Source organism: Caballeronia humi (assembly GCF_001544475.1).
Lineage (GTDB): Bacteria > Pseudomonadota > Gammaproteobacteria > Burkholderiales > Burkholderiaceae > Caballeronia > Caballeronia humi.
Genome location: NZ_FCNW02000049.1, coordinates 24,982 through 44,654, shown reverse-complemented (window position 1 = coordinate 44,654; position 19,673 = coordinate 24,982). Strand labels below are relative to the sequence as shown.

Annotated in this window: 17 protein-coding genes and 3 pseudogenes; 11 read left to right on the top strand and 9 right to left on the bottom strand. The window is 60.7% G+C overall.

Annotated features, from left to right (window positions below; genetic code table 11):
• Positions 1-72: 72 nt before the first annotated feature.
• Positions 73-888 (top strand): annotated as a pseudogene (locus AWB65_RS28280) (zinc-binding alcohol dehydrogenase family protein); the annotation flags it as partial.
• Positions 889-1,016: 128 nt separating this feature from the next.
• Here AWB65_RS28280 and fnr read toward each other — a convergent pair.
• From fnr to AWB65_RS28255, 5 genes and pseudogenes are all read right to left on the bottom strand, one after another.
• Positions 1,017-1,744 (bottom strand): annotated as a pseudogene (gene fnr, locus AWB65_RS28275) (fumarate/nitrate reduction transcriptional regulator Fnr).
• Positions 1,745-1,808: 64 nt separating this feature from the next.
• Positions 1,809-2,192 carry a response regulator gene (locus AWB65_RS28270; RefSeq protein ID WP_087660291.1) on the bottom strand — a complete coding sequence of 128 codons (384 nt, stop codon included), beginning with the start codon at positions 2,190-2,192 and terminating at the stop codon, positions 1,809-1,811.
• 130 nt (positions 2,193-2,322) lie between these two features.
• Positions 2,323-2,973 (bottom strand): response regulator, encoded by a 651-nt coding sequence (locus AWB65_RS28265; RefSeq protein ID WP_087660292.1) that lies wholly within the window; start codon positions 2,971-2,973, stop codon positions 2,323-2,325.
• Complete coding sequence (locus AWB65_RS28260) at positions 2,970-5,018, bottom strand: sensor histidine kinase (protein ID WP_087670300.1); 2,049 nt, start codon at positions 5,016-5,018, stop codon at positions 2,970-2,972. Before AWB65_RS28260 ends, AWB65_RS28265 begins: the two co-directional genes overlap by 4 nt.
• Positions 5,019-5,163: 145 nt before the next feature.
• Positions 5,164-6,135, bottom strand: a complete 972-nt coding sequence (locus AWB65_RS28255; protein ID WP_087660546.1) for an oxygen-independent coproporphyrinogen III oxidase — start codon at positions 6,133-6,135, stop codon at positions 5,164-5,166.
• 439 nt (positions 6,136-6,574) lie between these two features.
• On the opposite strand from AWB65_RS28255, the gene AWB65_RS28250 reads away from it, so the two are divergent.
• The gene (locus AWB65_RS28250) at positions 6,575-7,060 is read left to right on the top strand and encodes a universal stress protein (RefSeq protein ID WP_087660547.1); all 486 of its coding nucleotides are present in this window, start codon (positions 6,575-6,577) and stop codon (positions 7,058-7,060) included.
• Positions 7,061-7,156: 96 nt separating this feature from the next.
• On the opposite strand, the gene AWB65_RS28245 is transcribed toward AWB65_RS28250, so the two are convergent.
• The 3 genes from AWB65_RS28245 to AWB65_RS28235 are packed head-to-tail and all read right to left on the bottom strand — an operon-like array spanning position 7,157 to position 9,367.
• A complete protein-coding gene (locus tag AWB65_RS28245) occupies positions 7,157-7,984 on the bottom strand; it encodes a universal stress protein (RefSeq protein ID WP_087660548.1) in 828 nt (275 codons plus the stop codon).
• Complete coding sequence (locus tag AWB65_RS28240) at positions 7,981-8,487, bottom strand: universal stress protein (protein WP_087670299.1); 507 nt, start codon at positions 8,485-8,487, stop codon at positions 7,981-7,983. Before AWB65_RS28240 ends, AWB65_RS28245 begins: the two co-directional genes overlap by 4 nt.
• A 40-nt stretch (positions 8,488-8,527) precedes the next feature.
• Complete coding sequence (locus AWB65_RS28235) at positions 8,528-9,367, bottom strand: universal stress protein (protein WP_087670298.1); 840 nt, start codon at positions 9,365-9,367, stop codon at positions 8,528-8,530.
• 102 nt (positions 9,368-9,469) lie between these two features.
• Here AWB65_RS28235 and AWB65_RS28230 point away from each other — a divergent pair, with 102 nt between their 5' ends.
• The 5 genes and pseudogenes from AWB65_RS28230 (at position 9,470) to AWB65_RS28210 (ending at position 14,804) form a co-directional block, all read left to right on the top strand.
• Positions 9,470-10,081 (top strand): hypothetical protein, encoded by a 612-nt coding sequence (locus tag AWB65_RS28230; RefSeq protein WP_125474223.1) that lies wholly within the window; start codon positions 9,470-9,472, stop codon positions 10,079-10,081.
• A complete protein-coding gene (phbB, locus tag AWB65_RS28225) occupies positions 10,071-10,817 on the top strand; it encodes an acetoacetyl-CoA reductase (RefSeq protein WP_087670297.1) in 747 nt (248 codons plus the stop codon). Before AWB65_RS28230 ends, phbB begins: the two co-directional genes overlap by 11 nt.
• A gap of 21 nt (positions 10,818-10,838) precedes the next feature.
• On the top strand, positions 10,839-12,572 hold the full coding sequence (locus tag AWB65_RS28220; RefSeq protein ID WP_087670296.1) for a PHA/PHB synthase family protein: 1,734 nt from the start codon (positions 10,839-10,841) through the stop codon (positions 12,570-12,572).
• 122 nt (positions 12,573-12,694) lie between these two features.
• Positions 12,695-13,407: pseudogene (locus tag AWB65_RS28215) on the top strand (divalent metal cation transporter).
• A gap of 776 nt (positions 13,408-14,183) precedes the next feature.
• A complete protein-coding gene (locus AWB65_RS28210; RefSeq protein ID WP_087660689.1) occupies positions 14,184-14,804 on the top strand; it encodes an ACT domain-containing protein in 621 nt (206 codons plus the stop codon).
• Between the two features lie 529 nt (positions 14,805-15,333).
• Here the strand turns inward: AWB65_RS28210 and AWB65_RS28205 are convergent.
• Positions 15,334-15,705 (bottom strand): DUF3564 family protein, encoded by a 372-nt coding sequence (locus AWB65_RS28205; RefSeq protein ID WP_087649027.1) that lies wholly within the window; start codon positions 15,703-15,705, stop codon positions 15,334-15,336.
• A 988-nt stretch (positions 15,706-16,693) separates the two neighbouring features.
• On the opposite strand from AWB65_RS28205, the gene AWB65_RS28200 reads away from it, so the two are divergent.
• The 4 genes from AWB65_RS28200 (at position 16,694) to AWB65_RS28185 (ending at position 19,651) form a co-directional block, all read left to right on the top strand.
• Entirely contained in the window at positions 16,694-17,656 is a 963-nt protein-coding gene (locus tag AWB65_RS28200) for a universal stress protein (RefSeq protein WP_235007801.1), read from the top strand.
• A gap of 606 nt (positions 17,657-18,262) precedes the next feature.
• Positions 18,263-18,694 (top strand): Hsp20/alpha crystallin family protein, encoded by a 432-nt coding sequence (locus tag AWB65_RS28195; protein ID WP_087660527.1) that lies wholly within the window; start codon positions 18,263-18,265, stop codon positions 18,692-18,694.
• Between the two features lie 53 nt (positions 18,695-18,747).
• Positions 18,748-19,398, top strand: coding sequence for a BON domain-containing protein (locus tag AWB65_RS28190; protein WP_087660528.1), 651 nt, complete (start codon positions 18,748-18,750; stop codon positions 19,396-19,398).
• Positions 19,399-19,411: 13 nt separating this feature from the next.
• A complete protein-coding gene (locus AWB65_RS28185) occupies positions 19,412-19,651 on the top strand; it encodes a UDP-glucose 4-epimerase (RefSeq protein WP_087660529.1) in 240 nt (79 codons plus the stop codon).
• Positions 19,652-19,673: the final 22 nt, after the last annotated feature.

Below are 19,673 nucleotides of genomic sequence, written 5' to 3'. Positions count from 1 at the left end.
ACCTCTTAGTCCTGCCTCACAGGGTGGGGGAATTTACGCGACCATAAGTGGGGGAGTTTCAACTGACCGTCCGGGCACGAGATCGTGGGCACGGTTTCGGCGCTGGGGGTCGGCGTGACGGGTTTTGCGATCGGGGATCGCGTCGGCATGCCGTGGCTCGGACACACGTGCGGACATTGCCGGTATTGCGGGATCGGACGAGAGAACCTGTGCGACACGCCGGGCTTCACCGGCTACACCATCGATGGCGGCTATGCGCAGCGGGTCGTCGCTGACAGCCGCTTTTGCCTTCATCTACCGAAGCGGTATTCAGACGTCGAAGCAGCGCCGCTCTTGTGCGCGGGCTTGATCGGTTATCGCACCCTTAGGATGGCGGGCGATGCGAAGCGCGTCGGTATCTATGGTTTTGGCGCCGCCGCGCATATCGTCGCGCAGGTGGCGCATCGTCAGGGGCGCATGGTTTTTGCGTTCACACGTCCTGGTGACCTTGCTGCACAGAACTTTGCACTACGGCTCGGCGCATACTGGGCGGGTGGCAGCGACGAAAGACCATCCGACGAGCTCGACGCAGCGCTCATCTTCGCACCGGTCGGCGCGCTTGTGCCAGTTGCGTTGAGCGCGGTGGCGAAGGGCGGCATCGTGGTGTGCGGCGGAATTCATATGAGCGATATCCCGTCATTCCAGTACGCTCTCCTGTGGGGGGAGCGGCAGGTGGTGTCGGTCGCGAACCTCACGCGTGATGACGGGCGAGCGTTCATGCAGCTTGCTGCAGACACCCACCTGGAGCTTCAAACGACTTCCTATGCGCTCGGCGATGCGAACCGGGCGCTCGCCGACTTGCGCGAGGGACGGCTTACGGGCGCAGCGGTGCTGCGCATTGATGACTGATACAGAATGGCTGATGCATTGCTCAGCGGCCAGCGCGCAGCCAACGAAACGCGCCTTAAGCAGAGGGGCGCGTCGCTGGGAGCGTCGGAGTACCCCGAGCCGTGCGCGTTCGCTGACATCGCTGTCTTCTACAGGTTCGCCAGTCCTGCGTGATCGAGGATATGGATTTCTTTGCCATGTGTGTCGACGACACCCGCTTTTTGAAGCTTCGAAAACATGCGGCTGACCGTTTCGAGTTTCAGGCCCAAATAGCTCCCGATCTCCTCGCGTGTCATTCGCAGGACGAACTCCGCGGACGAGTAGCCCCGCGCTTTAAAACGCGTTGATAGGTTGAGCAGAAACGCCGCGACGCGTTGCTCGGCGGTCATCGTCCCGAGCATCATCATGAGGCCCGACTCCCGCACGATCTCGCCGCTCATCAGCCGATGGACATGATGCTGCATTACCTTTACTTCCCGGCAAAGCAGTTCGAGCAGGTCGAACGGGATGATGCATACGACGCTGTCTTCCAGCGCGATCGCGTCGCAACTGTGGTGGTCGGTGCATACGCCGTCGAGGCCGAGCGCGTCACCAGCGAGATGAAAACCTGTGACCTGTTCTTGACCATCGCGATGCATGACTACCGTTTTGAAGCAACCCGTACGCACCGGGTAGACGCTCTGGAAGTCATCGCCTGCCCGATACAGTGTCTCGCCCGCTTGAGCATACGAGTCGAACAGATGACGGAATCCAGACGCGTCATCTCGGCCGGTGAAAGTCCCCGCGGCATGCAGATTTGCTGCATCGAGCAAGTCGAGCATCGAACACCGGTGCACTTTGGCGTGGTGTCGGCGATCTGAAACGCGCGACGCGGCATAGGCGTTGGAATCGGTGCGACAATCCTGCTTTCGATCACGGATAACATGCTCGTCTCCTGTTCATCAGATGGCGTTCGCGTTGGTGAGGCGTGCACGTGCGAGGCGTTCAATCGTGGCACGCGCCAATTCATACTCGGTCGTTTTGTCAAAGAAGAAGTCGGCTCCCGCCGACCGACACGCGTTGCGAAACGCCGCGTCTGAATAGTTGGTCAGCACGATGGTGACAACCGGGAGGCGCTCGCGCTGGATACCGGCGATGACTTCCAGGCCGCTGTCACCGGTGAGACGCAAATCGACGATTACGGCATGGGTCGCCTTGATCCCGTCGAGCGCTGCCTGCGACTCCTCGGTTACCCCACCGAGCTCGACCCCTTCGATGCTTTCGACCATGGCGATGATCCGCTGACGCAGGGGTGACGAATCCTCGACCAGGAAAACTTTCAGCATGGCGCACGACGACTTGAGTTCATGCGCCCATTATTGGTCGAGTGAACTCAAGATGAAATCGGCGTTGGTTGAACTTGGAGTAGGCGTTTCGGAACCTGTGTAGGGCGTTCCCTACACGAAGCAGACAGCGTCACACTTGGTCGTTATCGTCAAACAGTTTATGACGCACCGCGTAGCGCACGAGTGCGGCCTCGTGCGGCATTTGCATCTTTTCCAGGATGCGCGATTTGTAAGTGCTGACTGTCTTCGCGCTCACGCATAGCGCCTCGCCAATTTCCGTGATCGTTTCGCCGGCGCACATACGGCGAAAGACCTCGTATTCACGATCAGACAGTCGTTGGTGCGGCAGCGTGTCGGCGGGTTCGTTCAGGCTTTGTGCGAAGCGTTCGGCCATTGCGAGACTCACGTAAACCCCACCAGCGGCCACCTTGGTGACGGCGCCAACCAGTTCCGCGCTCGCGCTTTCCTTTGTCATATAACCGGAGGCGCCCGCCTTGAAGGCGCGCGCCGCATATTGCTGCTCGGCATGCATGGTGAGCACGAGAATACGCAACCCAGGCTTTTCCTCTTTGATATGCTTGATCAGTTCGACGCCGCTGCGGCCAGGCATCGACAGATCGAGAACAAGGACGTGCGCATCGGTGGATCGGATCAGCGCGATCGTGGTGGCCCCGTCGCTCGCTTCGCCCACGACGTCGAAGCCAATCGCATTGCGCAGGATATGACGCAGCCCGTCGCGCACCAGGGCGTGGTCGTCTGCGATCAGTACTTTGGTGGTCATGGATGCGTTTCCTCCTGTTGCAGCGCCTTCACCGGGAAGGTAACAGTGACAGCAAATCCCTGACCGGGTTCTGTATCGATGGAAATTGATCCGCCCAATATTCGCGCACGTTCGCGCATGCCGAGTAAGCCAAACGATCTTCGCTGAGGCGCGTCGAGCTTCGCGGCGCCGTGGCCGTCGTCGGATATGCGTAGTATGCAGTGTCCCCCGTCGCTTCGAATCGTCAGGGTGACGCGGCTCGCCTCGGCGTGACGCGCGACATTCGTCAGCGCTTCCTGGACGATGCGAAATACGGTCGTCGCGGCCATACGGTTGAATTCGATGGCTGCCGGCTCGATGTGACGCTCGACATTGATACCGTAGCGGCTCGTGAAGTCGTTCGCAAGCCATTCGATGGCGGGGATCAGCCCAAGGTCGTCCAGCATCACCGGTCGCTGATCGGCGGCGATCCGCCGCAGCGATGCGACGGTCTTGTCCACAAGACTGCGCATGCCGCGCAATTGTCGGATGATTTCCCCGCCAGCACTCGAATCCGCCTGGATCAGCTGCTCAACCGATGAAAGGTCCATCTTGAGCGCAGTCAGTTGTTGGCCCAGATCGTCATGGAGTTCGCGTGCGATGCGGGTCTTTTCCTCTTCACGCACGTTTTGCAGGTTCTCCGACAGATCGCGCAGCTCTGCGCGCGAGCGCCTGAGCGCGTTGTCCGCTTTCACGCGTTCGGTCACGTCGCGCAACATAACCGTATAGAGTTTGCCGGTGCCGTCATCGATTTGCGAGATCGATGCCTCGATCGGAAACTCCTCGCCGTTCGCGCGCAGCCCAAAGAGCACGCGCAGCTTGCCCATTTGCCGGTCGGACACTCCGGTTACGCCGAACTGCCGGACGTGGCGTGCATGGTCCGCGCGGAACCGTTCGGGGATGAAGCGCGAGAGCGACGCACCGATGGCGTCCATCGCCGAACAATCGAACACTTGCTCGGCCGTCGGATTGAAGATCACGATGCGCTGATTCTCGTCTATCGTGATAATCGCTTCCATCGACGACCGAATGATCCCCATCATGCGGGCCTCGTTCAGCGTTGACTGTGTGCTCGCCCGCGCGGTAGCACCTGACATCCCGGTGCGGTCGCGGGCAAGCAGAAAAACGATGGCCCCAAGCAGCAGCGCGCTGGCGGTTCCGCCAACGAGCACGGCGGTGCTAGCGTTATCGTCGTTCGGGCCCAGCATTTCGGCAGTTGCAGAATAGGTGAGCGTCAAGGGCTCTCCGCCGAAGTTAAGCGTCATCGTTTTGCGCACGAGCGGCGTGGGACCGGCGGCAGCGCCGAATGTGTTTGAGGAATAAAGCAATGTGGCGGGAGTCCCGCTGAACACCTCCAGCTCAACACGGGGCTCGCGTCGTGTGACCGTATCGAAGAGGCGCTCGACATCTGCCACGGCGATCACGAAGCCCGCGACGTTCGCGCGGCCTTCGGCCTCGATGCTTTTGTAGAACGGCAGATAGAGTTCGAAGTCCACGCGGTTGTCGCCCGGAATCGCATGGAGCGCGGCCGTTGCCGTGCCCGCCGCACGATCGAGCGATGCGTGCCGCGCCGTATCGCCTAGCAGATCGAAGCCGACGGCGGGGATACCGCTGCCAGTAGGCGTCATCATCGAGATCGGTGCAAAGCGGCCGTTCGCCGTGGCAAAGCCCAGTGCGCGCACCATCGGCAGCGTGTCTGCAAGATGAAGGTGGCTTACGTAGCCACGCCATTCCTTCTGCGTGATCGACAGGTCGGTCTCGAGCAACCCGCTGGCACCGCGCAGGACGTTCTCCATGACGTTCAACTCGCGCAGCGCGTCCGAGGTGATTCGTAAGGCGCGGCGGTCGATGCGGGCCTGCGCCGTCTGCAGCGACGCTTCGTTGACGTACCGCCAGAGGCCGACGACGGCAGCCAACACAAGGATCAGCGTCAGGATCGCAAGCGGAACGGGACGCCTGAAGGCCCCAAGCCGCTGCGTGGCTTGGCTGTATAGAGTGTGCCCGGGTGATTTGCCGTGACTGGCCATGTGAGCCTCGCGCGTAACGGAATCGCCGCTGCTGGAAGTGGTAAGGGCGGTTCGGGACAGGCAACTGATAATGGCATGATTTTCGCCGATTGCCGTATGCTGCACCAGTGCGAAAAGTCGAGGGCGGTACCCCGAAGCGGGGCTGCTACAGTAAGCCTGGTTGTGGCGTGTGCTCGGCGAGGAAGCGTGCACGTTGGTCGAACACACGACAGACGTCATCACAGCAGAGGCGACCCGTCGGAGTCAGCGCAAGGCACATCGAATCGAGGGTAAGGACACCAATTCGCAGGAATTCGCTCAGCGCCTTCCATTCGACGTCAAAATACTGGCGGAAGTCGATCTTGTATATGGCTTCGATCGCGGCGATGTCGACAAACAGGTTGGCAGACAAGCTTCCGATCACCGCAAGGCGCGTGAGGTCTTCGTGCGTGAGATGCAGGCCTCGCTCCACCGGCAACTTGCCTCGGCCGAGCGCCGAAAAATAATGCCGTGGCAACCGATGGTTTTGATAATAGAGTGGGCCGATGTAGCCGATGGCCTGCTGCCCGAGCGCTAGAACCGCACCGACGGGCCGTGAGGAATAGCCGTATGGCTGGCGCGTCAGACGTCCCTGTCGATGCGCGATTGCGTGGCTGTCCGCCGGGATCGCCAAAACGTTACGCGCGATGCACACATAGCCAGCATCGAGGAGACGGCTGGCGGCGGAATGCATCCGCGCTGACGGCAGAACGATGCGCGTGGGCTTGGATGCGATGAGTGCATCGAGTTGCCGTCCCAGGCTAGTTCCATTACTCTCGGCACAAACCTTTGCTTCCACCGCAACGAAGCCCATGTCGCGCGCGGCGGCAAGATAGGCTGTTGCGGCTGACCAGTCATTCTCGAAGATGACGCACAAGCTTGTCACGCCCAACTCGCGTAGCGCGGGTAACGAAGCGCCGGCCCGGATTTCCGGTTCAACGACAGCCGAGAAGCTCGATCTGGGACTGCGCTCAAAGTGGTCATCGACCGCGGTGCGAAGCCGTTCCAACGTGCCTTTTGGCCGTGCTGTCACGCCGGCGGACCATCGCATTTCGACGACTGTCGCGCGCTCGCCACGCGTCGCATGGTAGAGCGCCATCTCCTGCTCGAGATGTGCCACGCAGATGCTTGCTTGGACACAGTCGGCTCGATCACAGGCGCATTCCGCACCGTGGGGCGCGGGCATACTGATATTGAGCGCAATGGGTTGCCGCCAGTGAGGCGCGCCACCTGCGGCGAGCCACGCCCTGACGGCGCGCGCGTCGAAGGCCTCGGCGAACCACTCGGCGGCTGGATATGCCCAATGATTCGCGCAGGGCCACGCGGATGTAGTCGAGTGAGGCATTGCTTGCCCGTTAGAAAGCTGACACGAGGAATTCATCCTATACCGATACGTCTCCACGGCGGTTGACGCACGTCAACCGCGGAGTTTCATCGGTGATTGACACGGATCAATCGCACCGGACATCCGCCGGCCAAACTAAAAGCCGTTCTTCGAAGCGTCGATCGAAGGCGCGCTAACCAAAAGGGAGAAGGCGATGTACAAGCGAATTCTTGTGGCTTTGGATAACAGCCGTGCTGCGCGCCTCGCACTTGACGAGGCGCTGAAAATGGCACGAGCGGCGGACGGCACTGTCCTCGTGGTGGCCGTCGTTGAGCATGTCATTCCTATCGGCGACGTGCAAACTGGCTTCTATGACGATCAGGCGTTCGGCGCCGTCGCGCACGAAGCCGCCGAGGCCGAAGTGAAACGTGCGAAGGAGCGCTGCACAGCCGACAACGTGTTGGTCATGTCGCGCGTCATCGATTCTTACGGGCAATCGGTCCCGCATGTGATCGTCGATGCGGCTGCTGAACTTGAAGCTGAACTGATCGCGATGGGCACGCATGGGCATCGGGGGGCCGGGAGGGTGCTACTTGGCAGCGTGGCGGAGTCCGTACTGCGATTAAGCAATGTTCCCGTGCTGGCGGTGCGGGACGCCACTCCGTACGACACTGACGAAGCGCTCGCTTCTGGTTCTTAAGTGAGCAAAGCGACGAAACGGCGGCGCTCGGAAGTGAGCGCCGCTTCAGTTCACAGGCTACCCAATGAGACCGCGTCCTGGTGCGGGGCATTCGATCTAATGCGACATGAGCACCGGAATGGTCATCGATTCGAGCATCGTCCGAGTCACGCCACCGAGCACCCGTTCGAACGCCCGTGTGTGACCGTAGGCACCGAGCACGAGCAGGTCGGCGTGAACCGCGCTTGCCTTGCTCAGGAGCGTCGCGCCGGTGTTCGCGCCCGATGCTCGGCTCGTCGACGAGAAACTCGCACGAACCTGGTGACGGTCGAGATACGCAGCCACCTCAATACCGGCAGGCGCTTCGTCATCCTGGTGCCGTTGCACGCTCACCACTTCGACGAAGCGCGCGCGCTTCAGGATCGGTAGCGCATCGGCCACGGCCCGCGCCGATTCGCGCCCTCCGTCCCAGCCGATCAGCACATTGTCGCCGAAACTGTTGATTCGCCCGGAGTAAGGAAGGATGACAGCCGGCACGCCGGAACTCATGACGACGTCTTCGACAAAATTCTTCGCGACGTACGAGCCCGGGTCTTCGGGATCGTGCTGGCCCAGCACGAGCAAATCGGCGTGGCGAGCGTGGAGCGCCGCCACATCGAGCGGGGGCCCTGCAGGGGCGCGCCATTCGGCGCTTGCGCCCGCACGATGCGCAACTCCGAGAAACGCTTCGTGAGCGCGCTCGCGCCACGCTGCGTGCTGGGCCTCGTTCTCGGCGAGGTTCAGGCTTTCGTCGCGATTGAAGAGTGGCCGAAACAGATCCTGGCACACCACGTACAAGCCGACCACATGGGCGTCGAATTTGCGTGCGAGATCGAAGGCGAAGTCGACGCGGGCCTCGCTGTGACGGCTGTCGTCGATGTGAACCAGCAGTGTTTTGTAAGTCATGACGGCTCCTTCAGCGGTTCCCCTGTGGTCCCGGCTTGCTCCGCGCGTGCTTCGGCGTCGCGTCCAGGAATAAGAAGCACGGGGCAATTCGCGATCCGCATAAAATGTTCCGCGACGCTGCCGAGCACGAGCCGCCGCCAGCCGCGCCTGCCATGCGTTCCCATCACGACCAGGTCGGCGTTAAATTCGACCGCGCTTTGCAGAATGCGTTGGGCGATGTCGTCGCCGGTGAGTTCAACTTCTACGACGCGCGGCGTTCCCTTTACGTCCTCGCGTTTAGTCCGTTCGACGGCCTCGGCGCTCAGGTGCGCGCCTTCCTGTAAAAACGCGTCGCGGATATCGGGATAGTAGACGCCGCCGGCATCGTAGATGGGGGGAGGGGTGTCCACGACATAGAGGGGTTGGATCTCGGCTCCCGTGTCGTGCGCGAGCTTCAATGCTTCATCGAGCGCGTGACTGGCGGTTGCGCTGCCGTCGATCGGCACGAGGATGCGCTTGTACATGACTTACCTCATTGGGCAATAAAAGGTTCTGCTGGAAAGCTCAGTGCGACATCACCACCGGCACCGTCATCGACTTGAACATGGTGCGTGTCGCGCCCCCCAGAACGAGTTCCTGCCAGCGTGCGTGGCCGTAGGCGCCCATCACCACGAGATCCGCACCGAGGTCCGAGCTACGTGACATGAGGATTTCACCGACAGGAACATCATCTACTCCGTCGATGTCCGCGATGTCCACCTTGACGCCGTGACGTGCGATGACCGCGGCGATATCCGCGCCCGGAATCCGGCTGCCGAGCGGCTCGCTCTTCATTCCATTGATGGAGACGACGGTTGTCTGTTTTGCCGCCTTGAGGATCGGCAGTGCGTCATGCACGGCTCGCGTGGCTTCACGGCTACCATTCCACGCGATCATCACGCGCTCGCCGATCGCCGGGAAGACGCCGGTGTACGGAATCAACAAAGCCGGCCGTCCTGCGGACATCACGAGCGTCTCTGGAAAGTGGTCCCCGATATACGATTCCGGATCGTTCGGATCGTCCTGACCCGCAACGATCAGGTCCGCACATCTTCCAAGGCGCGATACCTCGGTGTTTGCGTGTCCTTCTACGTCGACCCATTGGCCCGGCACACCCGCGCGGGCCAGTTCCGCATGAAAGAGTCGTTCGAGCGAACCGTGCCGCGCGCTGCGGATCGCATCATGCTTTTCAAAGTACTCGGCTGAACCGGCCATCACATAGAACGAGCGCGGCTCAGGGGTGAAAACCGCGTAGGCCCCCGTCAGATGTGCGCCAAAGCGCTTCGCGAGGCGCAGGGCGAATTCGAGGCGCGGATGCGCGCGCTCGCTCGCGTCAAGGTGAACAACGATGCTTTTGTAGCTCATTGAGGTGGCTCCGGTTGTCGAACAGCGCTTAAGTGTTTTCCTCGGTTCGAGTCTAGGGGCCGCGACGCGGTGTCCGTTGACGCAGATCAAGCAGTCTGCAGCTTGCAGGCGTCGTACGTTCCGATTGATACAGGTCAACAAGTGCGCGAGCACGGCGCATACATTGAGACTCTGCGAGCCCGGCCGTCGCCCGGCCGATCTACCCCGACCGAAAAGGAGTTGGACATGGAGATTGAATTTCACGACCCGTTCGACATCTGCCGCACAAACTTGCGACTAGCCTTGCGTTTTGGCTCGCTCGCGCAGGAGTGGCGGCAACATGTCTGTACGCTGCAAGTACGGCGGATCGAACGCGATAAGGAAGCGCTCGAAAGCGAGCGCGAAGCCCTGGCTCGCGCAAGAGACTGGGGTGAGTTCAATACCGCGACGCAAACGGTCATGCGCGAGTACTTCGCTGCGACAGTGAGCCTTTGGCAGGAAGGCGTGGGGGTAGCGATGCGCAATCAAACGGTCGTTGGCGAAGCGTTCGCCGATATCCTGAAGGATTGGCAGTCGGCGTGGACCGGCGGCTATGCGAAACCGGCGAGCGGCGCCTCGGCCGCCATCCCTGACTGGGTCAACGGATTCACGCTCGCCATGCGGGCGGCACAGCAAGCGGCGGGCGCACCTACCGCTCCCGCACAGGGCGCGAAAGGAGACCATCATGCCGTCTAGGCGCGTCGCCCTGGTGACAGGCGGGACGGGCGGCCTTGGCGCGGCGGTCAGCCGGCGGCTGCATGACGCTGGGATGACAGTGGTAGTGACACATTCGCAACGCAATGATCACGTTGCAACGTGGCTCGCGCAGGAGAGCGATAATGGCCGTCAATTTTACGCACAAGTGGTCGATGTCGCGGACTTCGACTCCTGTGCCGAATGCGCTCAACGCGTGCTCAACGATGTCGGCATTGTCGATGTGCTTGTCAACAATGCGGGAATCGCTCGCGATGCGAGGTTCGTCAACATGACAAAGGCGAATTGGGATGCCGTCCTGCGCACGGATCTGGACTCGCTCTTCAATATGACCAAGCCGATTATTGCCCGAATGGTCGAGCGTGGTTTCGGGCGTATCGTCAATATTGGCTCGGTGAACGGCTCGCGCGGCGCGTTCGGCCAGACGAATTATGCGGCGGCCAAAGCGGGCATCCACGGCTTCACCAAATCGCTTGCGCTCGAAGTTGCCAAGCATGGCGTGACGGTCAACACGGTGTCGCCCGGCTACCTTGCGACCGCAATGATCGAATCGGTGCCGCAGGACGTGATGCGTGACAAGATCCTGCCACAGATTCCCATCGGCCGGCTCGGCAAGCCCGACGAGGTCGCCGCGCTTGTCGCCTTTCTCTGCTCCGATGACGCTGCCTTCATCACGGGCGCGGACCTCGCGATCAACGGCGGTATGCACATGCAATGACATCGACGACGAGCCATACGTATGAGACGTGACCTCACTGAAACGACAGCACCGTTTCCGGCGCCACAAAGCGATTGCGGACGGCCACGCACGAATGTCAAGGATCATGCGCTGGATCGTGCTGCACACGCGATGGTCGCCGCGACCACATCCGGGCTCTCTCCCGCTTCGATCTGTCTGGCGTGGCTCGACTGGGCATTGCATCTGGCGGTTTCACCCGGCAAGTGTATGGATCTCGCTCGGGACGCTACTCGGAACAGGCCGCCGGGGCCCGTCGTGCCGACGGACGACCCGCGCTTCTCAGCGTCCGCGTGGCAGCGCTGGCCATTTAGCGCATACCGCGATGCCTTTCTGCAAGTGCAGCAGTGGTGGCAGGACGCAACTACCGGCGTGCTCGGTGTCGACAGGCATCACGAACAAGTGGTGAGTTTTCTCGCGCGCCAGATGCTCGACGCGTTCGCGCCGAGCAACTTCGCGCTGACAAATCCTGTCGTGCTCGAAGCTGCGATTCGCAGCGATGGCGCGAATTTCACCGCAGGCGCGCGGCACTGGATCGAGGATCTTGAAGACTACTCCACTCGTTCCAGAGGCGAGCACATCCGGCGAAGCCCTTACGTTCCAGGCCGCAACGTCGCCATCACGCCGGGCAAGGTCGTCTGGCGTAACAGCTTGTGCGAGCTGCTGCAATATTCGCCATCAACTGCGCAAGTGGCCCGCGAGCCTCTCTTGATCGTGCCATCGTGGATCATGAAGTACTACGTCCTCGACCTGCAGCCGCACAATTCGCTGATTCGCTACCTGGTCGGCGAGGGCTACACGGTCTTCACGATCTCGTGGCGCAACCCCGGCGCCGAAGCGCGAGATGTCGGGCTGAATGACTACCTGTCACATGGATTGCTCGCCGCGTTCGACGAAGTCCGCGCTCGGTGTTCTGGCGAAGCGGTGCACGCGGTTGGCTACTGCCTCGGTGGCACGCTCCTCGCGATCGCTGCCGCAACCCTGGCGCGAGACGGCCGCGCAGGCGAGCTGCGTACCGTCACGCTTCTCGCTGCTCAGACGGATTTCACGGACCCCGGAGAGCTCGGTCTTTTCATCGACGCAAGTGCGCTCGCTGCGCTCGATTCCTTAATGTGGGAACAAGGCTTTCTCGATGGTGCACAGATGGCCGCCGCCTTTCAGTTACTCAACGCGCGCGACCTGATCTGGTCGCGGGTGATGAGCGAGTACCTGCTCGGGCGTCGATCCAAACCGAGTGACTTGATGGCATGGAACGCGGACACGACGCGCATGCCGTATCGCATGCACAGTGAATATCTGACGCAGCTCTTTCTGCATAACGATCTCGCCGAAGGACGCTATTGCGTCGGCGGGCGTCCAGTTGCGTTATCCGACATCGCGCAGCCGATGTTTGTCGTCGGCACCGAACGTGATCACGTCTCGCCATGGCGATCGGTCTACAAGCTGCATTTGCTCACGCACAACCTCCTGACCTTTGTTCTGACCGCGGGTGGCCATAACGCGGGCATTGTGTCGGAACCCGGGCATCCGGGCCGGCACTATCGACGCGCGACGCGCGGGCAAGGCGCGCCGTACCGTAGCCGCCAAGCGTTCTTCGACGAAGCCGCCGTCGTCGAAGGCTCGTGGTGGCTGTGTTGGTCGCGTTGGTTGCGTGAGCAGTCGAGTGGCGTGGTAGATGCGCGCATGGTTGCCGATGGACTTGGCGAGGCCCCCGGGGCATACGTGCTGGAGCCTTGAACCCCGGCGCGACACAAATCGCAAGCGAGCGAGCTATCTGGTGTCGTTCATGGCGCGGACCGCACCTTTCAATTGCGCCGTGAGGCGACTGCGTGCGATGCTCTGAGGATGGGATAAGCAAGATGGAACGTGTGAATGCCATTCGCGCCTTGTGGGGGCGACTGAGGGAGCACCCCCCTGTCGCGTGTCGGGCCAGGGCTGATCACCGGCGTAGCTGACGACGATCCGAGCGGCATAGCCACCTATTCCCAAGCCGGCGCTCAATTCGGTCTCAATATGCTCTGGACGATGCCGCTGGCCTTTCCACTGATGGCCGCGATGCAATCCACGTGTGCGAACCTTGGCCGGGTCACCGGGAAAGGACTCGCCGCCAATATCAAGACCACGTTTTCGCCAACCGAGGCTGCCAGCGCACTTCGGCCGCTCGACGGCAACTTCGCCTACGTGCTCTTTGCTCTTGGAATCCTTAGGGTCGGCCTGATTGGCGTACCCGTGCTGGCGGGTTCTGGAGCCTATGTCCTTTCCGAAGCGATGGGCTGGAAAGAGGGGCTCGAACGCAAGGTGAATGATGCTCGTGGACTTTACGGCATCATCGCCGTGAGCGTGCTCGCCGGACTCGGAGTTCAGTATTCGCCCATCAGCCCGATGAAGGCCCTGTTTTGGAGCGCGGTCATCGACGGGGTCGTCGCGATTGCCGCTGATGGTGGTGTCCTTAAGCTCGTGTCGAAGAAGTCGGGAATGGGGGCGTTCACCGCAAGCCGGTCATTGCTTGTTCTTGGCTGGATTGCCACGGGCGATCGGCGCAGCGGCCGTTCGGATGATTATTCCCGGTTAGTCCCGCAAAAGATGCTAACCGAAAATCGGCCTGGCCGCGACATGCTGAATAAAGTGGCGGGGCTGCCTGGGAAGCGACGAGCTACGACTTCAAACCGCTTTTTTGTCGCGCCCAAAAACGCGGCAGAGACGCACCGGTGCACCGGGGTTTTGATCGGGATCAAGCGTCCGAAGTCCCGAGAGCGCGAAGCGCGACCGTCTCGCATATTCGCCAGGATGCCCGCGCGGTGGGTTGTATCTCTGGTGTCGGCAGGCAGTTCATGGAGGCCGCCGCAAATCAATGGCGAGGACAATAGAGATGTCCGTGAAAACAGAGGCGTGCCTCGCTCTTCATACCATCGTTAGGGCTTGCATGGCGAAGGATCAAACGAGGTGCGGTGTTCGACAGAAAAGCCGAGTGTTAGTGTCGGACGTTCTATCAAGCTGCCCTGCGATGCGCATTGGCTGTTGCACTGGCACCGCCTTCTCGGTCATTGCTCAATCCCCCTTCGCTCTGGTAGCCGGCACCGATCGGTGCCCCGCAAATATACGCGGCAACATGAAGGGGCAGTTGAGTTTCGCCCGATCGGAAGCCACCAATCCTTCTCAACCCCCGGGGTAGCGGCTGACCCAAAAATTGTGGGGCGGACCTCTCGGGTTCTCTTCATCGCCCTGTCTAATCTTCGTGCTGCTACGCAGTCTGCTCTCCACGAGCCTTTCGAAATGCAAAACGAATGGAAGACTACAATGCATTCGACGCCATAGAAATTTGGAATGTTCCGACCGCGGAGAAGCATAGTGACCGATAGATTGCAACAACTACTCTCGCAAATCAGCGAACTGGAAGACGAACTGCAGATCGTCCTGCACGATCGGGAGGTGCCGATTTTCTTCACGCTCCGAGGAAAACGCGTTGAGTTCGAATCGAGTCTCAAACGCCTACATCGGGACTTGCGAATCGGCTTGATTGCTTGGCTCAAAGCGAGCGAACCTCGCAGGTGGGTGGCCGCTCCGTTTATTTACGGACTAATCGTGCCACTTGTACTGCTCGACGTCGGCGCGACCGTCTACCAGGCGATCTGCTTTCCGCTGTTTCGCATTGCGAAGGTGAAGCGCGCGGACTATATCATCCGTGATCGCTGGCAATTGAATTACCTCAACGTCATTGAGAAGCTTAACTGTGGTTACTGTGAATATGCCAACGGACTTATCGCCTACACCGCGGAGATAGCTGCGCGCACGGAACAGTACTGGTGCCCGATCAAGCACGCGCGCAAAGCCCTGGGCACTCACGCTCGCTACCAGCGATTCCTAGCGTACGGAGATGCGCAGGGATACCGAGCCCATTTGGAGGATCTGCGAGCGGCGCTTGCGAAGTCGCCTGAGCGCCCCTTCAATGCTGATCCCCGTCAGGACTGATGCTGTCCTGACTTGACACTGGCGCGCATATAACGTCCGGTTTATTGAACGGCGGTTTCATCGTTTCGGCGCTTGGCGCATTTGCCGTCTGTGTCCGAAGGTCAGAGGCAACGGAAGGCCGGCCGAGGGGCGGTGCCTGCCGCGCCGAAGCCCGTGCTGGCCGGCTTTGGGTTGGCTGTGGATGCAGGGGGGTGCGGTACGGTTGATTCCTCGCGCCAAGGCGAGATGATAAGCGACGCACGGTGCAGGTGGCCCAGCCTGCGCCAGGCAACCGACCGGCGTAGCTGCGACGTGGAATAGGACACGACATGCAGAGCGTTGCTGGCCAATTTTTGCAGCATGTTGTTGGAGAACTCCCTTCAGCAGTTTTCGATGTTTGCGAACATACCAGACCCACTCGGGTTGCATCCAGACGGCAACGACAGAGGTGTCGCTACGCTCTTAATCAGAATCAGTTTAGATAGACGAACTTCGTTGACGCCGTCATCATGCGTCCCCCCGATAGACGCGCATGCCTCTCCCATTGGGATCAGACCCGCTCGCTTTGGGAGGCCGAATGCGCGGGCGAGTCATCGCAATCCGTAACTAGCTCTACGTGCCAGTGGCCCGCCGCAGGCTGGATTCCCTGATCGGCGTACCAAAGAGCGCGCCCGGTCTCGCCCTCGAATGGCCCGTCGTGAGAAGAGGCATCGAAATCTTCGAGCACGCACAGAAGCACCTGGTCGGTCGGACCGCACATCAATGTGCCAGTCTGTGCTTTGACCAACGGGCCTTCGCGGGGCAGCATCAGGCCGCACTGGCTTTTGCACAGCCAGCGATGGGCGCCCTTTTCAATTTCAAGGATGGCGTATCCACACGGGCAGACACGGTCGAAAGTGTCAAGATGGAGGGTGATACGCATTGCATACTCCGATATCGGCCACACGGGCCGAAGTGACAAGCTCAGGTGAAAAGCTTATCCAGCGTCAGCGGGTGCGTGGATGACCCAGGTCAAGTTCTCGTCCGGAATTGGTTCGAAAAGTTGACGGAGGTGGCGCGCGCACCGGAATTTTGGACGATTTACCCTTCGCGCGCTGTCGCGAGTTCCCGAACCTGGCCCTCGGTCTTCCTTCGACAATCATCTCGCGATCGGAAAAACAGTCGTTGTTCCGATCAAAACCGGTTGCAAGGCGCGGTGCAACACCGCGCTTGACGTATCGAGCCATCAGGGTTGGCCGCTTGTCGCAACTATGGGTATGTGGATTTCTGCTTGTCTCAGAGTGGATTTCAAAAGGCTGCGCCCAAACGGCTCGACTTCCAGCGCTCCCGGCAATTGATGGAGGTCCGAGGGTACGTCGCAGTTTTTCGCAGGCTTGATGTAGGTCAACGGCCGAAAATCACCCATGCATAGAGTATTGTTGTGCAATTCGCATTCTAGCAATGCGGATGCCAATGAGCGCACTCGTGGATGCCAAGGACCCCGGCGTGGGAGAAGCGGCGAACCGAGCGGGGCTGATAAGACGCGCTCACTGAGTCAACGTCCCGAGTGCCTCCGAGACATCGGGACGGGCCACTGATGCCGCGCCGCGCGAAGGTGATTATCTTTCGTCGTGAAACCGGGCGTCGATGTGACTTGGCATCTCCCATTTGTGGAGTGACGGGGCGTGAGCCCCACCTCTGATACCGGTCCCGGCATCGCAGACACCTCGCGGGGCAACCACGATCTGCGCGCCGACGAATGCAGCGTCTAACGGAGCTCAGAAATCCGTCGGAAAATAGCCGATCGGCGTGCGATGGTCATCGGCGGATGCGAGTTGAGTTGTTCGCGTTGTTTGCGCCAGGTGCAAGTGAATGGGAAAAAGCGGTAGAACGCCTGAAGTTCGGGCTTAGGACGAGTAGAGGAGCCGATGATGAATTCTGCAACCGAGTACCAAGTAAGCACCGATTTCAGTCGAATTCTGCTATGCATCGATTCGACCACACCATCAGCACGGTTGGCCGGGTTTGCGCGGCAACTTGCGACCGAAAAGACCCAGGTTCGCATCGTTGGTGTGCTGGAAAATGCGCGTGCGGTCTTTCCGTTAGGTCCGCTCGCTGGTTTCAATCTGAGCGCGGCGCATGCGCAACTTCTCAAGGCGGTGAAGGACGGATGTGTTGCGGCGCACGAGTGCCTGACCGCATCCGGTGCGTCAGTTGATAGCGAGATTATAGATCTCGTGAAGGACGGCGGCGACGCGGCTCACGCGCTAGCACACGAGGCACAGAAGTGGCAGGCCGACTTGATGGTCCTCGGTTCGCGTCATCACCGCGGGCTGCTTCGCTGGGTCGAACGGGCGGCTTCCGCTCCGGTGCTGAAGATCGCGAGTTGCGCCATCCTGGTCGTTCCCGAGCAATGCGAAAGGGATTGGAGCGGCAGACCGCAGCGTATCCTCTTCGCAGTCGACGGCAGTCCCGCCTCGCTGGAGGCGCTGCGAAGCGGCTCGAAGCTGGCGGCGGCAGGCGCGTTGTTCAGAGCTATCTATGTCGTAGACCGTGCAGCGAGAGTCACCGACTTCGTGCCGCTTGCCGTGCTGCAAGACGCCTTCGTGGAAGAAGGAAAGGTGGCGCTTGCGAATGCACGGGAGGCCTTCGCGCCACCGCGCGACGCTGAGGGCGTCATGCTCGATGGTGCGCTTACAGAAACCGATCTAACCAGCGACGACGTGCCACACGCGATCCTGCGTGAAGCAACGCGCTGGCAGGCTGATCTTCTGGTCATGGGTACACATGGCAGACGGGGCGTAGCTCGCTGGATGCTTGGCAGTGTTTCCGGCCGGGTCGCAGAACTCACGCAGATGCCATTGCTGCTGGTGAGGAAGAACGATAGTCGGTGACTCTTGTTATGGGCGTGTCCACTGCGGCGCCCTCGAATTTGCCAGACGAGCGATGCACGTGGATCGGATCGTTCGCACAGCCGGGTATAGGTGACCACGACGCGAACGGTCGGCAACGCCTTGGAATGTGACGGGGAGATCGAGCGTCGCGCTTGAAGACACCCATTCGACGGGCATTTGAAGCCGATTAAACAGGTTGAGCCTCGGCGCGTTGACCGCGCGTCGTACCTTGGTGCCGGGACGAGCGTCCGCAAGGGATCTGTTGCCTTTCCCGGAGGCGCCGATATTGCCGCCGTCTTCCTCCGTCCGCACCGCCGAGGACCGCGCGAAGTGTGCGTGCGAAGCTTGGCCCCGCGTGCGCCCTAACGACGGGCTGGGCTCCCCTATGTCTGATCACGAATCGCGTCCTACACGCTCGTGGACGGTTTCGACCGACCGACGACGGGCTTGGGTTGGAGTTGCTTGACGTAGGTCAACCGGTCTCAGTTACGCGGGTCTAAAGTCATCTCGTGCACCCGCAGCTTAATGCGAGTCATCAGGTTGGGTCGGATCTGCGCAAGCTCGATCGGCCGTTTTGTTGCAGTTCTAAACCTCAGGAGATGTGCGATGAGCAATTTGTCCCGTTTTGATCCATTCTCGATTGAACCGGTATCCGAGATGTTCCAGGGTCTGTTCCGCCCGCTGCGCGGCGTCAGCAGCGAGGACTCGCCGCTCGCCCATATGAAAATTGACGTGACCGAAAATGACACCGCGTATCAAGTCAAGGCGGAGTTGCCGGGCGTCGAAAAGAAGGATATCGACGTAAAAATCGACGGAAATGTAGTTTCGATCAACGCAAAGGTGGAGCGAAACAAGGAACAAAAAGAAGGCGAGCGCGTCATTCGTCGCGAGCGCTACTCGGGCGCAGTCAGCCGGTCGTTTTCGCTGGCGAGCGACATCGACGAGGCGAGCGCGTCGGCCCAGTACCAGGACGGCGTGCTGTCGCTGACGTTGCCGAAGAAGACGGCGTCAGAGCAGAAGCGTTTGCAGATTAATTGAGACCCATGAGCGCGCGGAGCGCCGCGCGCTCGTCAAGTATCGGAGGGAGCACGATGAAAACGGATCGCAAGTTAAAAGAGGACGTGGAAGAGGAGTTGGACTGGACGCCCGACGTGAACTCGACAGGTATAGGCGTCGAGGTCAAGGACGGCGTGGTGACGTTGTCAGGTCATCCCTCAAGCTATGCAGAAAAGCTGGCGGCAGAGAAGGCGGTGCAGCGCGTGGCCGGCGTTAAGGCAGTCGTCGTCGAAATGGAAGTCCGCCTGCCTCATTCCGATGTGCGCAACGACGCGGACATCGCCAGCGCTGCCGATACCATGTTGCGCTGGACCGTGGGACTTCATGAAGGGGCCGTGAAGGTCCAGGTGGAGAAGGGTTGGGTAACGCTGAGCGGAGACGTAGACTGGGCTTACCAGAGCCAGGCGGCCGCGCGCAGGATCGCGCACATGCGAGGCGTCACAGGCGTCGCGAATTTGATCAAGGTCCGCGCCAACCTCGCTGCTGGCGACGTCGGCGAAAAAATCGGCCGAGCGCTCCAGCGACATGCCGAACGGGAAGCAAAGCACATTGCGATCGATGTGCAAAACGGCACCGTCACACTTGCCGGCAAGGTGGGCACGTACGCCGAACGCATGGCCGCCAGGGGCGCGGCGTGGTCCGCACCGGGCGTTCACGCGGTGATCGACAATCTCGAGGTCGAATGATGGAGTCCCCGCCATGCGTCTGTCCGGTAAAGTGACCTGCGCCGAATGGAGCGTCGCCGCCGACACACACGAGGCGGAGGGCGGGTTCGGATGCTCGATCCGAGTCGAACAGCATCGATCCGATGGAGTTCTCTTCGAGCATAATTTTGAGCACTGCAAGACCTTCGAAAGCGAGCGTGAAGCGGTGCTCGCGGGTTTGCGAGAAGGCATGGTCTGGATCAACCTGAAGCTGTCGAGTACGATCATTGTCTAGCCGATCCTCGCGGATCGGCCGC

What these genes read in the sequence shown, in the direction of transcription:
- AWB65_RS28205 (WP_087649027.1), bottom strand. Translation starts at nt 15,705, where the DNA reads ATGCGTATCACCCTCCATCTTGACACTTTCGACCGTGTCTGCCCGTGT.
- AWB65_RS28190 (WP_087660528.1), top strand. Translation starts at nt 18,748, where the DNA reads ATGAAAACGGATCGCAAGTTAAAAGAGGACGTGGAAGAGGAGTTGGAC.
- AWB65_RS28240 (WP_087670299.1), bottom strand. Translation starts at nt 8,487, where the DNA reads ATGTACAAGCGCATCCTCGTGCCGATCGACGGCAGCGCAACCGCCAGT.
- AWB65_RS28220 (WP_087670296.1), top strand. Translation starts at nt 10,839, where the DNA reads ATGAGACGTGACCTCACTGAAACGACAGCACCGTTTCCGGCGCCACAA.
- AWB65_RS28200 (WP_235007801.1), top strand. Translation starts at nt 16,694, where the DNA reads ATGAATTCTGCAACCGAGTACCAAGTAAGCACCGATTTCAGTCGAATT.
- AWB65_RS28250 (WP_087660547.1), top strand. Translation starts at nt 6,575, where the DNA reads ATGTACAAGCGAATTCTTGTGGCTTTGGATAACAGCCGTGCTGCGCGC.
- AWB65_RS28265 (WP_087660292.1), bottom strand. Translation starts at nt 2,973, where the DNA reads ATGACCACCAAAGTACTGATCGCAGACGACCACGCCCTGGTGCGCGAC.
- AWB65_RS28195 (WP_087660527.1), top strand. Translation starts at nt 18,263, where the DNA reads ATGAGCAATTTGTCCCGTTTTGATCCATTCTCGATTGAACCGGTATCC.
- phbB (WP_087670297.1), top strand. Translation starts at nt 10,071, where the DNA reads ATGCCGTCTAGGCGCGTCGCCCTGGTGACAGGCGGGACGGGCGGCCTT.
- AWB65_RS28185 (WP_087660529.1), top strand. Translation starts at nt 19,412, where the DNA reads ATGCGTCTGTCCGGTAAAGTGACCTGCGCCGAATGGAGCGTCGCCGCC.
- AWB65_RS28245 (WP_087660548.1), bottom strand. Translation starts at nt 7,984, where the DNA reads ATGACTTACAAAACACTGCTGGTTCACATCGACGACAGCCGTCACAGC.
- AWB65_RS28255 (WP_087660546.1), bottom strand. Translation starts at nt 6,135, where the DNA reads ATGGCGCTCTACCATGCGACGCGTGGCGAGCGCGCGACAGTCGTCGAA.
- AWB65_RS28270 (WP_087660291.1), bottom strand. Translation starts at nt 2,192, where the DNA reads ATGCTGAAAGTTTTCCTGGTCGAGGATTCGTCACCCCTGCGTCAGCGG.
- AWB65_RS28260 (WP_087670300.1), bottom strand. Translation starts at nt 5,018, where the DNA reads ATGGCCAGTCACGGCAAATCACCCGGGCACACTCTATACAGCCAAGCC.
- AWB65_RS28235 (WP_087670298.1), bottom strand. Translation starts at nt 9,367, where the DNA reads ATGAGCTACAAAAGCATCGTTGTTCACCTTGACGCGAGCGAGCGCGCG.